The organism is Bacteroides sp. AF29-11, assembly GCF_003602895.1.
In the GTDB taxonomy this organism is placed as follows: Bacteria; Bacteroidota; Bacteroidia; order Bacteroidales; family Bacteroidaceae; genus Bacteroides; species Bacteroides uniformis.
Genome location: NZ_QTLY01000001.1, coordinates 193017 through 209726, shown reverse-complemented (window position 1 = coordinate 209726; position 16710 = coordinate 193017). Strand labels below are relative to the sequence as shown.

The window sequence follows — 16710 nt, the reverse complement described above, 5'->3', positions numbered from 1 at the left end:
ACCATTAATCATTTTTTTCCATATTCCGGGTCTATCCTTCTGTCTGCAAAAATGGTGACAACAACCGTGGCGAAACAGCATATCATTACCAACCAGAAGAAGTCCGTATATCCGATAGCCTCCTGGATATATCCCGCAAACATACCTGGTATCATCATGCTTAGTGCCATGAATGCGGTACAGATGGCATAGTGGGATGTTTTGAATTCACCTTCGGAGAAGTACATCATGTAGAGCATGTAGGCCGTGAAACCGAAGCCGTAGCCAAATTGCTCGATGGCGATGGCGGTTGAGATAGCAAACAGATTGTCGGGCTGGGCAATGGCAAGATAGACAAACGTCAGGCATGGCAGAGTCATGCATCCTGCCATCCACCAGATGGATTTTTTCAAGCCAATGCGTGATGCGAACAATCCTCCGAGGATACCGCCCAGGGTGAGGAATATGACTCCGATGGTGCCGTATACGATACCTACTTCTGCTGTCGATAGTTCCAGACCTCCCGATTCTTTGGAGGCAACCAGGAAAGGCATACACATTTTGATGAGGAATGCTTCAGGCAGGCGGTACAGCAACATGAACACGATGGCCAGCAATGCGCCCGGTTTGGTAAAATAGGTGGCGAATGTTCGTCCGAATTCTCTGAATATAGCTCCTGCAGTGGCGGCATCGGCAGCCAGTGTTGACTTATCTGAGGTGGGTTTGGGGACTGCAAAGAGGTGATAGAACGTCACCAGGCTGAACAGAACGGCTGTAACCAGCATCGTGATGGTCCATGACAGCGGAATGTTTTCGGTTCTCAGTTCGATGGCGCCGGCAATGGCTACGAGCACGCCTTGTCCGAAGATAGAGGCGAGCCGGTAAAACGTGCTTCGGATGCCAACGAAGGCTGCCTGGTCACTCTGTTTCAGTGCCAGCATGTAGAAGCCGTCGGCGGCAATGTCGTGTGTGGCAGAGGCAAAAGCCGTGATGATGAACAGCATCAGCGTGATGCTGAACATGCTGATGGGGGTTGTTCCGGCCGCCATAGTCGCCTCGTCCGGCCGTGGAATGGACAGCGTCAGCAGGATGAATGCCACAGACATCAGAATCTGCATGGAAAGGGTCCACCATCTTTTGGTCTTGATGATGTCGACAAACGGGCTCCAGAAGGGTTTGATAGTCCATGGCAGATAGAGCAGGCTTGTGAACAAGGCCATTTCTCCGTTCGGTACGCCCATTTTGGTAAACATCATCACGGAGATGTTGTTTACGATAAAATATGGAATGCCTTGTGCAAAGTACAAGGTGGGTACCCATGCCCATGGCGATATGTTTTTTGTATGGTTCATGATATTGATTTATTGTGTTCTATTCGATTATTCATACAGCTTGTCAATGCTGGCACCTATATAGTAGTGCAGCAGTATTGCATCATACTTATACCCTTGCTCGCCCATCACGGCTGCACCTATTTGGCAAAGTCCCACACCATGCCCCCAACCGGCGCCGGTGAGGATGAAGCGTCCGGGAATGCCTTCGGCGGACAACTCCTCTTTGTCTACCACGAAGGCAGAGCTGTAGAGGTGTGAAGTGGAGAGCGTGCGGCGGATTTCCAGTTCCTTGCCGATGGTGAGTGTGCGTTTGGTTCCCACAATCTTCAGTTTCCAGAGGCGTCCGCTGGTTCCGCGGGCTATGGGGATAAGGTCGATGATTTGTCCGTAGTCGATGCCCGAACGTTTCAGAATGAGGGCTGAAAGCTCTTCCTGGGTATATTCCACTTTCCAGCGATAGAAGTCCGTAGTCTCCTGGTCATAGTTATTGAGTACCTGCGAGAGGATTTTCTTGTCGGTGGTGTTGCAGAATGCTTCGGGGGAGGTACGAATCCAGCGGTCCGCTTCGACTTCCTGCGTCAAATCGGGCAGTGTGGCGTGCGTTTTGCTGTCTCGTTGTTGGGCAAGATAGGGGTATTTGATGTCTTCCCAGCAGTATTGGAACTCCTCGAAAGCACCGCCGCAGCATTTGGAGAAACGGGCGTCGCAAATCTTACCATCAGATGTCAGTACCTGGCCGCGGGTAGCGGAGATGGCTTGTTTCACAATATCGGTAGAGGCACGTGTAATGCCCTGGTAGCGTTGACAATGGTCGTCGGCGCATACATCGAAACGTGTGTGGTCTTCTCGGTCGTACCAGCGAATCAGCTCTTCGTCGGTCTGCGTAAAGGCCGAGTAGTTAGCTTGGGCTTCGGTGATTTCCTTATTCTTTTGTATTTGTGCCAGTAGCCAGCTTCGGGAGATGACAGCGTGTGCCTTGAGCAGCTCCAGAGAAGCGGTGGCACTCATCTCGGAGGAGATGACGCTGGTCAGATAATCTTCTACATGGATGACGTTGATGCCGGTGAGCTTTCCATTCTCAACGATGATTTTGAGAGCACCCAGAAAACGCTGGTCTTCCTTGCGCTCCCAATGGAAATTGATGCCGATGGTAACGTCCAATAGTTCGAAGGCATCGGTCTGCTCGTGTTGCGGTTCAAACAGCAGTTCGTCATACCGGCGTCCATTCCAGAGAATCTTGCCTTCGTCGTAGGTCACTACCTGCTTGCCGCTGACTTCCGTTCCGTCCATGCGATACGGATTCAGCAAAACGAATTCTATCTGCGGTTCAAACAGAATGCCTACTTGTACTTTGGGCTCTTTCATAATGGTATTTCTTTAAAATTAGAGTTCTTGGATTTCAGAAGTCATATTTTTTCCCTGATACGCTGCCGTACCTTGTGGAAATCTGTGGCAGAGAGGCATACTTCACTTAATATCTGCGCCACGTCTTCCGCAGTGATTTTCAAGAAATCCTTTTCTACGGGGGTGATAAAGACACCTCCCAAGTCGACGGATGCCGGGCTGCTCAACAGATTGGCTTCTCCTTCGGCAGTATAGCAGGCGGGGCGGTGTTTCTCGCGCGGGAAGACAAAGACCACCCAACGGTCGGCCTCGTATAGGACCAGTACGTTCATCATCGGCTCGTCTTCTTCGGGTTTCACGTCCAGAGAACGGTAAATGATGTCGAACAAGTCTGCCGCGTCCTCTTTGGAGGTGGATTCAATCACAAGTGTGGCACGGGGAGCGTCGTCAAGATACCACAGTGCTGCTTTCCTATAATCGGCTATTTTCCCGGCAGTCTGTCCGCGCCACTCCTTTTCAATAGGCATGAACCCTTTGTTTCCTGCCTGGAAATGAGCATGGTCGGGGGCGGAAGCACCACATTTGGGACCGTTGTAGAAGATGGTGTAATCCGTCAGCGCCTCGGCCAGCTCCAGCATGTCGGTGAAGCGGGTGGCTATGCGTTGAGGGGTATGTGCCAGTTCCGGTACTGTCAGGTGGCGGGGGAAGATGGGGAACGGATTCACCAGAATATTGTAGTGTCCTCCGAACGGGATACCTTTCTGTACCGGCGGCAAATTGGCTGGGCACAGAAAGCATTTCCGTTCCAGGATGGACTTGGCATCCACTTTGGCACCGGAGGAAACGATGCGTGCGGGGTTGAACTGTACCTTATAAAGTATCCCGTTTACATTCAGCTCTTTCACCCGCACACCGGAGAGGGCGGCATAGTTGTTGCGTGCCGTCTCCCAGGATGCCAATTGTCCAGTCAGAAGATGGTGTATCGTTTGATTCATATCACTTGTTTTTGTTCATCGCTATGCGTGCCTGAAGTTCCCAGGTACGGATGCGGTCTTTGTAGAGGTTGTGTCCGTTCATTTTCACGATGTCCAGTGAGGCATCGGAGTTGTCGTCCCAACGGCGGCAGAGGTAGACCACGTCGTACACACGTCCTATCTGGTATTGGCGGGAGAAGTTCAGTCCCAGTGCATAGTCTTCGCCATAGCTGGTATTGGGTACTTTCACTTCGCGCAGCACCGGGGTATAGAAGGCGCGCGGGGCACCCAGACCGTTGATGCGGAGGGCGTTGTTGCGTCCGTTTGCCGGAGTCCATTCCTTGTGGTCGATGATGCCCGGAGCAATCATGTTCATGTTGAAGTCCGTCATCATATAGGTGCCTACTACCATGGCGCAGTTCTGCTCGTAGAAGGCGCGGACCATGATGGCGAGTGTATTTTCGTCTTTGTATACGTCATCGCTGTCCAGCTGCACGGCAAACTTGCCACACTTGGGGTGGTGTACACCTACATTCCAGCAACCGCCGATACCGAGGTCGTTGCGTTCGGGGACGATATGGATGAGGCGTTCGTCGTCCTTGAATTCGTCGATGGCCTCCGTTGTGCCGTCTGTGGAGTGGTTGTCGATGATGATAAGATTATATTTGAAGTCTGTCTTCTGCATCAGTACCGACTTGATGGCATCGCGGATGGTACGGATACGGTTGCGCACCGGAATGATGACCGAAGCTTCATACTCAAAGTTACCGGCAGAGAACTCAATCTTCTTGAACTCCGGTGCCAGATATCCCCCGATTTCTTTCAGATGTTCGGTACATGCCTGCTCCATCTCAATCTGGCGGTCACGGTTTTTGGGGTCTACATAGTCGAAAATCTTTTCGCCGCTCTTGCGGGTATCGTTTTCCACCTCGCTGTATAAGTATTCGTTGATATGTACCAAGTTTGAATGTTGGCTCAATTTCAAGCGCAGGTCGTAAAGTCCGGCGAAGTTGTAGTCAGACTTCATGTGTCCGGCGGCTTCCTTTAGTTTTTCGGTGTTGAAAAGGAGCAGGGAGCCAAAGTTGAAGTCATCCCTCAAGGAACCGAATTGGTAGTCGATTACCGGAGCGTTGCTCTGCTTGCCGTCTGCTATTTGGTAGTGGTCGGCATATACCATACCGGCGCTTGAATCTTCAAGGATGTGTATCATACGTTCCAGTGCAAACATACCCATTTCGAGCGTAGTCTCTTTGGTATAAAGCAATGTGTATTCTCCCTTGGCTGCATTAGCAATAGCTTTGAGAGTTGCACTGCTGTAGGGCATGTCAACAAACAATATTTCGCAGTCCGGGAGCGATTCCAGAGTGGCATCGGTCGTGATTAACCGGATTTCTTCTATAAGTCCTGTCGCCTGTAGGCTATTCACTGTTTTTTCTACTTGTTCTTTTCCTGCGTAGGGAAGAAAGCAACTGATTTTATTCATGATATATCTTTTAATTTTTAATTCTCAATTTTTAATTCTCAGAAGTCCCACTTCCCCGCTGGTTGCCGTGAATAGAACTTCGTGGCCGTTCAACGGAACTACGGTACTGATGAGTGAATTTCCTATTTTATGTTTCCACAGTACTTTGCCTGTTTTTCCTTCCAGTGCGAAGATAAGTCCTTCTTTGGTACTGCCAAACATTACCCCCTCTTTTTCCACTTGCATGGAGGGGGCATGCTCATAACCGAAACCTACATTGGTTGCCCACAACTCCCGCGGAGTATCTCCTTGAGCTGCATAGCAAACAATGCTGTCGTTCATCGTTTTGCTATAGATACGTTCACCGTCTTCGGAAAGTCCGATGGTCTCGCGCACCATGGACTGGAAGGTGCGCCACACGGTATTGCCCGTATGGATGTCTATGGCGGTCATGGCGCGTTGCGGGTCGGTAATGAATACTTTGCCGTCGGTGGCTACCGGCCATACGGCGGCTGGAGAGAAGTGCATACGGGTCAGTCCGCCCGTCCATTTCCATAGTTCATGCCCGTTTGCCTTGCTCAGGGCATACAGTGTATTGTCCCATGCGCCGAAGATAACTTTGTCTTCCGTCACCAACGGCTTGGTCTCGATGTAGCCCTTCACGCCGGTGTAGGCCCAGATTACTTTTCCCGTATGGATGTCTATGGCACGGAAAGTGGCGTCACTGGCACCGATGTATGCTCTGCCGTCTGCGATGGTCACGGCTCCGAGCACCGGTTCGGCGGCTTCTACCGTCCAGAGCAGGCTGCCGTCTTTGGCGTTCAATCCGTAGATGCGACGGTCAGCAGACCCGAATACAACGATACCCTCGCTTACGGCCGGAGTACCGACAATGCGCTTGCCGGATTCAAAGCTCCATAGCTTTTTACCGTTTTTCAGGGCGTAGGCTGTCAGCTGTCCCATATCGTCTCCTACGAACACTTTATCTTTTTCTACGGCGGGAGAGCAGTAAATGCCTGCGCCCGTCTGCACCATCCATTGCTCCTTTACTTGCGGATACTCCTTGTTGACCGAGAAGTCAGGATATTTCTCTGCCTTTCCGTTGCGGTCGTAATACTGTCCGGTCAGCGAGAATGCTGTCCACTGCTTCTTGGGCTCGCCGATACGTTGCGTGTATACCCGGATGGAATCCCCGGTTACTTCATAGATGCCGTAACCCGGTTTCCCTTCTTTGTCGCACAGGTTGCTGCGCATCAGTACGCCCGGAATGCCGTCGTAACGTAAATCCCGGTTGCTGTGGTAGTGTCCGCCGATAAACAAGCGCACGTTGTAGGGGCGGACGGCATCCGTCACCTCATACCAATTGTCCACATCACCTTCCATTAGCGGGTAGTGGGTGACAAGTATCACCGGTTTGTCTTTGCCGTTTTTATCCATTTCTTCCGTCATCCAACGGATATCTTGCGGCACTACATGCCCGTAGGCCATACGCATCAGCGGACCGGAGTTGAAGCCGAGGAAAAGGAATCCCTTATGCTCGAACTCGAAGCGTTCGCCGCCAAAGATTTCTCCGAAAGCGGTACAGCCGGAGTCGCTCCATTTCGTTTCATGGTTGCCTAGGACTACGTGGTAGGGGACCTTCAGCAAGTCAAGGCACGATTTCACTTTTTCCATGGTAGTACGGTCGCCTTCTTCGGTCAGGTCGCCCGTCACCAGGACAAAGTCGATACTGTCGGTGGCATTAATCTGTGCCACGGAACGCAGCAGGTCCTCTGTGGGATTCGGATTGTTCGGGGTCAGATGAATGTCCGTCAGTTGGGCAAAACGGAATGTCCCTTGCTGTGCCTGCATCCCCAGGGGGAGCAGGCAAGCCATCAGGACGATTATTAACAGTCTTCTGTTCATAGATGATGATTGGTTGATATTACTTGTTGTCGTTGAAGAATGTCAGTACAGCATTCATGAGTGCCTCTCTTTCAGAATCAGTACGTATGGATTCAAAAGGGAATCCCAATACACAAGTCTTGTAGTCGCCTTGGTAGGCCACACCGGCACTCAGGTTGTTTTCAGAATACCGCATCACGGTGTGTGCATCTTTGGTTGCCGGTTCAATGGCGTCCGGTGATTCCACCACATACGAATCGGCATTCAGCTCATTGTGATAGGTATAGTTTCCTGAAAGGGCGGGGAACGGAGAAGCTACGCTTTTCACCTTACCCATTGTAGCCGCTTGTCCCACACGCCACTTATATTTCAGTACTTCCATCGCAAATTTCTTGTCGGCTTCGTCGGCGGTTGCAAGGCGGTTGTCCCATAAATCCGTTCCTACAAAAGCGCCCGAAACAAAGATATTTCCACCTTGCTTACAATAAGCCGCAATAGCCTCCTGCATCGGTTTGCTGAAAGTCTTGAACTCCAACGGTTTTACGCCTCCCCGTCCCATCTTGGTCTGGCATTGCTTCCCAAGTATCAAGTCCACATACCTATACTCCCTCATATCCACCGGAATATTCTTCTCTCCCTTTCCTACGGGGGAGAGACTTTCATTACTAACCGATACAAACGAATATCCCGCTTTCAGGATAGCTGCACCATGTACAGCAGGATAATCGAACGTATTTCCTGCAATCACTTGAGTTTCGTAGTTCCCATAGCTGTCGCCAAAACCGGAGGCGTCGTCGTCCATCCAGGGAATGGAACGGCGGTATTCCTTCATCTTGCCAATGTAGCTGATGTCATGGATATAGGGGACCCCGTGGTCCTGCTCATCCAGAAATCCGGCAAGGAGGGTGTCGGCGGGGGCGGGGGCCGTAAAGTCGGCAGGGGCACTGATACGGTCGAATCCGTTTATCACCAATACGGTACCTTTGGAATTGAACGCCCGTCCGGCGGAAAGAATTTCGGAAGGGAAACTTTCACCGCCCTTGTTGACAGCGGTAACCTTGTAGCTGCATACCATGCCGGCGGGGAGCGTGGTTCGGTAACTGTTGCCGTCCACCAATACTCCGTTGTCGAAATCCCCGTCGCCGATACGGGTATAAACAATGTATTTCTCTGCTACGGCAGTTGGTTCCAACGCATCCGCTACGGGTTGCCAGGTCAGTTCCACTTCGTTCTCGCTGGTCATGCGCAAGGCCATGTGGTCTACCGGTAACGGTTGCACTACATAATCCATGTTGTATTGTGAGCAGAGGAACTGAAGCATACCTTTGTAGATGGCGCGGCTTACGGTGAAACGAAAACGCGGGTCCAGTCCGTAGCGCATGTCTGCAAAGTTTTGATGGGAAAGTAGTTCGAGTAGCATGGTAGGTACGCGGGGTACACGGGCCTCATAGTAGGATTGGTTCCATTTGCCCCGGCGTGTCCATTGGGGTTCGTAGAGGGTACGCACGTCACGCACGATGTTGGACTGAATCAAGTCTGTCAGGTCGTGGCTCAAGTAGCGGGATGCTCCGTTGGCGAATTTCTCATTGTAGGCGTTGGTATAGTAGATGCCGAGTGTCCCGATGATGGAATCGTTCAGTGTAGTTCCTGCATCGGAGTGGAAGGCAAAGGCCATGTTGACAGGGATGTTCAGCCCTTTTTCCGTCGGGTTCACGGCAGAGCCTCCGGAAAGGTAGTTCACCCAGATACCACGGCATTTATAGTCGTCGGTATAGTCATTCTTGCCGTTGCTTTCTGAATATACGCTGTCCGGTATGCCTGCCCATTGCAGCCAGTAGCGGGCGGCTTCGCAGAAACGGGGATAACCGCTGACTTCCTCTTTGAATTGAGAATTGAGAATTGAGAATTGAGAATTGGCTGCGCTGTGTTCGCTTGTGAGGTTGCGGGTATCGGAGCTTTTCAGGTTTTCGGTGGCACCTTCTTTGGAGATGCAGCGAGCTATGTTTCCCATGCCGCCGCCTATCTTCACGGCGTCGGCAGTGATGATTCTTCCTACTTTGGAGGAAAGGTTGCTCAGAACGACTTTGCATTCATTGTTCCGGCCGGCATTGAAGCCGAAGGTGCCGAGGTAAATCCAGGTGCCGCCTCCCATTTGCTGGTTTACCTTGAACTGCGTGGTGCCGCCTTTGTGATAGACGGTGTAAAGGGCATCGTCCGCGCTGTTTGGCAAGGTTTGGTAAGAGACGTATACGGCGTATTGTCCGGTCGAAGGAATTTCGGGAATCCATTCGGCGGTGCTTGCGTTTCCTTTCTTGATGGTTTCTATGGCGCGGTAGGTGCCTTCCTTGAAAGGATTCTCAAAGTCTATGTATTGGGGGCGCAGGTGGGCGAAGCCTTGTCCTTCTCCCTGACTCCAGAGCTTGTCACCGGAATTTTCTGTATAGACGGAACGGCCGGTCAGGCAACCGTCATTGTCTACGATGACTTCTGCCGTCTGGCAATCGCGTTCGCGGGGAAGCAGCACATTGGCACCGGCATTTTCCAACATCGGTACAAGGAAGGGCAATACGTAGCTCTGGGTGTAGAGGTCTTCCACTGTCTGGAAGATACGCGCACGCTGCCATTCCCAGCGGTCGAGTTTTGATTCGTAGTACCAGCCGTGGCTTTGCCATAGGGCGATATGCCGGTTATGCAAGCCGTTGGTGGGGGTGTAGGGGGAGGAAACTTCGGTAACCAGAGGCTTGGAAGCGACGGGGCTGAATGTCTTCGTCTTTTTGTCTTTTTTACTGCGCAGGGCTTGGGGAACCAGTTCTTCGATACTGCGCTTGTTGGTACGGATTTGCAGCTTGTATTTGGCAAACTCCACCGGCAGCAGGGCGCTTACGCCTTGGTAGATTTCGGCCACATTGTCCTCACGGAAAGGAATATAGGCACAGTTCATGTTGGCAAACAGTTGCAGTGTATTTCCTTCCACAGCCACTGAGTCGATGCTGATACGTCCTACGGAAACTTCTTTTCGTGCGGTGGTATCCAAGAATTTCCCGATTGCCTGGCGGACATCCGTCGGAAGTCCTTGCGCGCCTCCCGCGTGGGGGAAGAGGGAGGCGGCAAGCAGACTAAGTAAAAACTGACGTCTTACATTCATAGATGATGTATTAAGTTAATTGTTCTTTTTATCTTTCTTAATCAATAGACAGAGACCGATGAAAGTGAACAGTGCATTGAAAATCAGCAATTCGTAGCTGAATTGATAACCTCCGAACCAGGCTTCGGAATTCTTCTGCAGAATGAAGCAGAGAACCGGGGAGGCGATGGCAACTAACGGGATGTACTTGTCACGCACTTGTTGTTTCATGAAAATGCCGAAAGCAAACAGACCCAGTATAGGACCGTAGGTATAGCTTGCCAGAATATATACAGCGTCGATGACACTGGTGTTGTTGAGAAGATTGAATACGAAAATGGTGATTCCCATGACAACCGCCATGCCGATGTGCACTTTCTTGCGCATCTTCACAACCGTCTCTTCCGACTTGCCTTTCGTTCCCAGAATGTCTACGGTGAAGGAAGTGGTCAGCGCGGTGAGTGCCGAGCCTGCGGCTGAATAGGCAGAAGAAATCAGGCCGATGATGAACAGTATGCCCACAATGGCAGGGAAATAGTTGCCGGTGGCAATCAGCGGGAACAGTTCGTCACTCTTCTCCACCGCAATCTGCTGGTTGGCGGCAAAGATGTAGAGCAGCACGCCCAGCATCAGGAAAAGCAGGATGACGAAGAACTGCGAAATGACACTGGTAATCATGTTCTTCTGTGAGTCCTTGAAGTTCTTGCAGCTCAGGTTGCGCTGCATCATGTCCTGATCCAGCCCGGTCATGGCAATCATGGTGAAGGCACCGGCGAGGAACTGCTTGAAGAAGTACTGCTTGCTGTTCACATCGTCGAAGAAGAAGATGCGGGACATGTCACTGTCGGCAATGGTGCTTACCATACCGGTAAATGACAGATTGAGGTCGGAAGCGATATACCAGATGCAGAGTACGACCGACACCACCAAGCAGAATGTCTTCAGAGAGTCTGTCCAGATAAGAGACTTTACGCCACCCTGGAAAGTGTACAACCAGACCAGTGCCACCGTGATGGCCACGTTCAGTAGGAAAGGCAGTCCGAAAGGTTCGAATACCAGCAGTTGCAACGTCAGGCATACGAGGAACAGACGGACAGCGGCACCGAGCATTTTGGAGATGAAGAAGAACCAGGCACCCGTGCGGTAGGAAGACATGCCGAAACGGTTCTCCAGATATTCGTAGATGGATACCAGGTTCATTTTGTAGAACAGCGGTACCAGCAGATAGGCTATGATGAGCTGTCCGGCAATGAAGCCCAACACCATTTGCAGATAGCCGAAGCTGCTGGCGGCAACCATGCCGGGTACGGATACATAGGTCACACCTGAAATGGCGGAACCGACCATGGCGAACGCCACGACATACCAGGATGACTTGCGGTTACCCACAAAGAAGCCGGCGTTGTCTGCCTTCCTTCCTGCAATATAGGATACCGTGAACAGTATCGCGAAGTAGGCGGCTATGGTGATGATTACGGATAGTGGAGTCATGAGGTTATTTACGATTTTATGATTTACGATTTTATGATTTACGATTTACGATTGAAATTACTTCTTTTGATGATATGTACGACTTTGATTATCCTATGTACGCTCTGACGTTCTCTTCCAATTCACGTTCATTTTTTTATCGTAAATCGTAAATCGTCAAATCGTACATCCCTTTATTCTTCGTAGAGCAGGTAGGGCTTGCGCTGTACCTTGAATTTCTCTACGTCGTCTTTCCATCTTGCCTTGATTTCTTCGGCGCTCTTCCCTTCCTTTATCATTTTGCGCACGTAGTCGGTGCCTATCAACAGTTCGAAGAAGGAACGGAAGAAGTGGTCGTCCATGTTCAGATTCCGGTAAGCGTCTATCACGTAACTCAAGTCAATACCGCGTTTCCAGATTTCCTCGTCGCTCATGTTGCTCAGGTTCACGCCGTGGCAAAGCTTGCCCAGCTGGGGCGGATTCTTGGCTCCGGGAACACTGCGCGGGGTGAAGCTGTAGCTGTAGCCCGTCATGTTGGGATGCCCGTAGACCTGGAAGGGGAGGTCGGTTCCTCTTCCCAGACTGACCGGAGTGGCCTCGAAATAGCAGGTCGAGGGGTACAGATAGATGGACTTCATGTTCGGCAGATTGGGGGACGGGGGAATCGGCAGCTTGTATAGGGTCTGGTGCGTATAGTTCTTGCAGGGAATGACGGTCAGGTCGCAAGTGCGTGACGCCGGCAACCAGCGTTCGCCGTTTACCATCAGGCCCAGTTCGCCCAGCGTCATGCCGTGCACCACGGGAATCGGCAGCCAACCTACACCGGATTTATATTTCATGTCCAGTATCGGGCCGTCCACGTAGTGTCCGTTCGGATTGGGGCGGTCCAGTATCAGCACCTTACGGTTGTATTCTGCACAAGCGTCCATCAGCCGGCACATAGAGGCATAATAAGTATAGAATCTTAGGCCTACATCCTGGATGTCTACCACAAGGATATCAAACTTGCGCATGGATGCTTCGCTTGGTTTTCCGGATTTCCCGTCGTACAGCGAGAGGATAGGTACTCCGGTCTTCTTGTCTACCGAGCTGGACACGTGTTCGCCTGCGTCGGCATCTCCTCTGAAACCGTGTTCAGGGGAGAAAATGGCTACTACATTGAACTTGTTTTCCAGCAGAATGTCCAGCAGATGCTTGTCTCCTATCATTCCAGTATGATTGGAGAATATGGCAATTCGTTTATCTTTTAGGATTGGAAAATACTCGGAAGTCTGTTCATCACCTAAAATAACTCGTTCTTCTTGTGCCCGGCACAGTAAAGAACTACATAGCACAAAGGCTAAAAGCAGCAGTTTCTTCATAATAGTATTATTAAGGAGGACGTTGTTTGCAACAAAGATACGTTTTATTTTAATATCAAAAACACTTATTTGGGTATTTTTAGTATTATCAATCATAATTTGCAAATAGTCAACTGTTCACCTTATTAATAATGGTTGAACTGCATCAACTGCGTACGGAAATACTTTTTATAAAAAGAGTGAGGGCCAAGTTTGCCCTCACTTTGGTACAATCGGTGGGAGTGCCGACTCATTCTTCTATTCTTACCAGATGATAAAGTGTTCCCCGGTTCGATTTCTTGTTGAGGATGTCCAGCTTGCGGAGCGTGCGCCCGAAAGCTGCTATCCGGTTGATGGCCAACTTATCCCTCGTTTTCTGTTGCAGGTCGTTGAAAATCTGCATGGCTGTGAGCCATTCGCCTTCTTCGCTCTCCTCCGCGCCACGGAAATGGCAAAGGAAAAGTTCTTCCAATGGGTCTACCCGCTCGAATTCCCGGTTGTACTCCTTTACGATTGCTTCGTCAGTGTCGTCCAGCCAGTAGCGTTCACCCTTCATGATGTCGTGCATGGCTTGGGCATAGAGCTGGCGATAATTGATAGTGACGTTTGTCTGGATAGGACCGGTCACTTCGATGCAGATGAAACGGCGACTTCCCGACGGGTCGGTCAGCAGGTCTTTCAGATTGCTGGTCCCGATGAAGGAGGCATAGCGGCGCATTTCCTGAATAGTGGTACCGTAGGGCTTTCGCAGGTTGGCAACCGGTTTTTGCAGGAGGTGCTTCAAGAAGCCTTGCTGATTGGCGTTTATCTGGTCGAATTCGTCGATGTTAATCAGAAAAAAGCGGCCAAGGCTGCGCTCCGCTTCCTGCTTGCTCTTGAAGTCGATACTGTCGGTGTAGCCGAAACGCAGTTCCGGTGGCAATAGGATACGGCAGAAAGTACTTTTGCGGTAACCTTGCGGACCTACGAGCAGGGGCGAGGTATTGTTGCCGTGCTGTTTGTCGATTCCCCGCCAATGTGCCACCATGCCAAGAAACCACCGGTAGAACAGTTCCCTCCAGTGGGGATTGTGGCAGGGCACGAGGTCGGCCAATGCGCGGATGCGGTCTTTGCCGTCCCAGCGTCCGGTGTTATAGAGATATTCTTCGATGGGGTTGTATAGCGGCACGTAGTCCGAAGACAGGAAGCGGGTAATGTCGCGGTCCCACACACGTACTCCCTCTTTCAGTGCCTTCATGGCGATGCTGCTGCGTACGCGCTGGTCGGCAGGCTGGAAGTAGAAGTGGATGGAGTCGCGCTGCCGGTATTCCAAGTCGCCAAGCACGGTGTTGTAGCGGAATTCGTAGCGGCGTTTCATGAACTCCTCCAGCCGGAAAGCAGTTTCCTGGTCTTTGTTCAGGCTGCTGCGGGTGCCGAAGCCTTTCAATTCCCCGTAAAGGTTATGCAGCGTCAGGCGTACAAGGGGTTCGTCTGCCTCCCGGTAGTAGTGCATCAGTGTCTGGCGCACCGCTTCTTCTTCAGGAATGCCGGCTTTGAAGCAATGTTCGGCAAGGCGGGACAGCAGCGGGCGCAGGTCGTCGCCCCGTCGCCAGTTGTCCAAATCGCGGAAGGCACGGTCGAGGGCGGCCTCGAAGAGCAGGTTGCATGTGTCCGCCACTTCGTAGCCGGGAGTCATTCTCAGCAACGGATTGCTTTCCTGCTGTTTCCGTTGGCGGTAGTTGTCTTCCGAGGGCAGGGCGCAGGGCTGTTCCAGGCAGAAGGCCACGGCGGTGGGGCTATAATAGGGCTGTTCGTCCACGGTCATCCGGCAGCTTTGTAGGAGTGAAGGAGCCTGGAGGGTGATGGGGAAAGGGAGAAGGGGTTGGTAGCACTTCACTGCCAGGCGGTAGGCGTGGGCGTGGAATAAGGCGATATCGTCTTCATTCTTTGGAAGCCCTCCGTCGGGCAGGGTGAAGCGTACCCATATTTTGGCGCTTCGTCCGCTGGAGCCACAGAAGGCGGCAAAGGTTTGCGGCAGCAGGGCGGCTTGTTGTTTCACCAGTTCGGCTTCGGCCACCCCGGCCAGATTGTTTACTTCCAGTAGTACCAGCCCGTTGTAGGTCTTTATCCGGTGTTCTCCTGCTTTGGTGCGGGTCATTTCTACGGCGGGATAGAGACGCGGCAGTCTGTCGATATGCTCATATCGGGCGTTGGTCCCTTTCAAATGCGGGATGATGCTACGCAGCTCCGTAATGTATCCGGTCTTGTTCTCTGTTTTCAGCTTTTCCATCAACATGTCCGTTTCTTGTGTGCTGACGGCCTCTTTTCCGCTTTCGCGTTCCTCTCTGATCAGTGTGATTTTCATTCTTTATCGTGTATGTAATATTCTTGTAAAGATACGCCGGGAAAGGGGGGGATACAAGCTTTTCAAGGATTATTTTCCGATTGGCTTCTTTTTGGGGGTGGAATGTCTATATGTTTCTTTTATAAAAGGTGTTCGTTTCTTTGCTTATCCCCATAGTTTTGTCTACTTTTACACCAGAGTTTATGAACAGTCCACTAAAGTGGTCTTTCTTGTTCATATTAGTGAACGGAGCAGCTCACTACAGTGAACGGTTCTGCTCACGGGCTGGGCTGTGATATAACCTTGGTACTTCAACAGACTGCGTACGTACTTCGCACGTGTTCCGTGCAGTGCTTTATCGTATAATGTAACCCTTTAACGCAGTTTGAACTATGGCTATTTTGTTTGATTGGTACGAGAATCCGGACTCGTACGACAAATCTCCGGAAGATAAAATCCTTCATCCCCGTCTCCGCCTAAATGGGAGCAGGTCTACCGATGAATTGCGGCGGGACATCCAGGCACGTTGCTCATTGACAGAAACCGATGTGACGGCTGTGCTTGATGCTGTGTCGCACGTCATGGGCAGGGAACTTGCCGAAGGAAGGCAGGTGCATCTCGACGGCATCGGCTACTTTCGCGTGTCGCTCACCACGATCGAACCGGTAGTGGCTGCTACCAAGCGTAAGTTGACGAAGGTGAAGATGGCGGGTGTGAAATTTCGTGCCGACCAAAAACTGAAAAATGAAATTGGTACCATCAAGGCAAAGGCTTTGAAGGCAAACGAGCATTCGGCTAAACTGACGGATAAAGAGATAGACCGTCGGCTGACCAACTATTTCGCCACTCGCCCTTTTATGACACGGAATGACTTTCAAAGCGTTTGCGGCATGATGCGTACTACTGCCATGCGGCATATCCGTCGGCTGCGCACCGAAGGAAAGTTGAAGAATGAGGGAACAATGCTGCAACCGATTTATGTACCCGTTTCAGGATATTACGGTAAGAATGAGTGACTTATAACTTTGAACGAAGAAATCTTGTGGTGAGGGCAAATTTTGCCCTCACTTTTTAAATTTGCTCTCACCCACCTCTTGAATGCCGATGAATAGGGCGATGCGTGCGAAAGGTGAGGGTGGTGAGGGTGGATGTGTGAAATTTAGTTTAGTTTGATGGGCGGCTGAATATGGGTATTCCCATACGGTGTATATGTTCCAAAAGGTCGGCATTCTTTAATTTGCCATAGATGGAAAGGTCTACGCTGTAAGGCAAAAGCAGGTCGTCTATTTCATCGGAAAGGCTGCTTAAAGTATTATACGTAAGTCTGTCTCCCATCAGCGTGATGTCTATGTCGGAAAAAGGCTTGAAATTTCCTTTGGCTCGTGAGCCGTACAAAACAGCCTGCTCTATTTCTTCATGTTTCCGGAAGAGATTGCATAGCTTTTCCAGTTCATTGTCGGTCAATCCGTACATAGC

11 protein-coding genes are annotated in these 16710 nt (G+C 51.0%); 1 reads left to right on the top strand and 10 read right to left on the bottom strand.

Going from position 1 to position 16710, the window contains the following annotated elements; all coding sequences use genetic code 11:
* Positions 1-8: 8 nt before the first annotated feature.
* From DWZ03_RS00835 to DWZ03_RS00790, 9 genes are all read right to left on the bottom strand, one after another.
* Positions 9-1331: an MFS transporter gene (locus DWZ03_RS00835; RefSeq protein ID WP_005824972.1), complete on the bottom strand. Its 1323-nt coding sequence runs from the start codon at positions 1329-1331 to the stop codon at positions 9-11.
* Positions 1332-1358: 27 nt separating this feature from the next.
* Positions 1359-2678 carry a SpoIID/LytB domain-containing protein gene (locus DWZ03_RS00830; protein WP_005834675.1) on the bottom strand — a complete coding sequence of 440 codons (1320 nt, stop codon included), beginning with the start codon at positions 2676-2678 and terminating at the stop codon, positions 1359-1361.
* Positions 2679-2719: 41 nt separating this feature from the next.
* Complete coding sequence (locus DWZ03_RS00825) at positions 2720-3652, bottom strand: DUF4922 domain-containing protein (RefSeq protein ID WP_120128464.1); 933 nt, start codon at positions 3650-3652, stop codon at positions 2720-2722.
* 1 nt (position 3653) lies between these two features.
* Positions 3654-5114: a glycosyltransferase family 2 protein gene (locus tag DWZ03_RS00820; protein ID WP_008662785.1), complete on the bottom strand. Its 1461-nt coding sequence runs from the start codon at positions 5112-5114 to the stop codon at positions 3654-3656.
* A gap of 24 nt (positions 5115-5138) precedes the next feature.
* Positions 5139-6998 carry a PQQ-binding-like beta-propeller repeat protein gene (locus tag DWZ03_RS00815; RefSeq protein ID WP_118264269.1) on the bottom strand — a complete coding sequence of 620 codons (1860 nt, stop codon included), beginning with the start codon at positions 6996-6998 and terminating at the stop codon, positions 5139-5141.
* Between the two features lie 19 nt (positions 6999-7017).
* The gene (locus DWZ03_RS00810; protein ID WP_120128462.1) at positions 7018-10122 is read right to left on the bottom strand and encodes a xanthan lyase; all 3105 of its coding nucleotides are present in this window, start codon (positions 10120-10122) and stop codon (positions 7018-7020) included.
* A 15-nt stretch (positions 10123-10137) separates the two neighbouring features.
* Complete coding sequence (locus DWZ03_RS00805; protein WP_009037758.1) at positions 10138-11592, bottom strand: sodium:solute symporter; 1455 nt, start codon at positions 11590-11592, stop codon at positions 10138-10140.
* 173 nt (positions 11593-11765) lie between these two features.
* Positions 11766-12932: an exo-beta-N-acetylmuramidase NamZ domain-containing protein gene (locus DWZ03_RS00800; RefSeq protein ID WP_034532683.1), complete on the bottom strand. Its 1167-nt coding sequence runs from the start codon at positions 12930-12932 to the stop codon at positions 11766-11768.
* A gap of 229 nt (positions 12933-13161) precedes the next feature.
* Positions 13162-15255 carry a BT4734/BF3469 family protein gene (locus tag DWZ03_RS00790; RefSeq protein ID WP_117887563.1) on the bottom strand — a complete coding sequence of 698 codons (2094 nt, stop codon included), beginning with the start codon at positions 15253-15255 and terminating at the stop codon, positions 13162-13164.
* 371 nt (positions 15256-15626) lie between these two features.
* On the opposite strand from DWZ03_RS00790, the gene DWZ03_RS00785 reads away from it, so the two are divergent.
* The gene (locus DWZ03_RS00785; protein ID WP_005824951.1) at positions 15627-16250 is read left to right on the top strand and encodes an HU family DNA-binding protein; all 624 of its coding nucleotides are present in this window, start codon (positions 15627-15629) and stop codon (positions 16248-16250) included.
* A gap of 148 nt (positions 16251-16398) precedes the next feature.
* On the opposite strand, the gene DWZ03_RS00780 is transcribed toward DWZ03_RS00785, so the two are convergent.
* On the bottom strand, positions 16399-16707 hold the full coding sequence (locus DWZ03_RS00780) for a nucleotidyltransferase domain-containing protein (protein ID WP_005824948.1): 309 nt from the start codon (positions 16705-16707) through the stop codon (positions 16399-16401).
* Between the last annotated feature and the right edge of the window lie 3 nt (positions 16708-16710).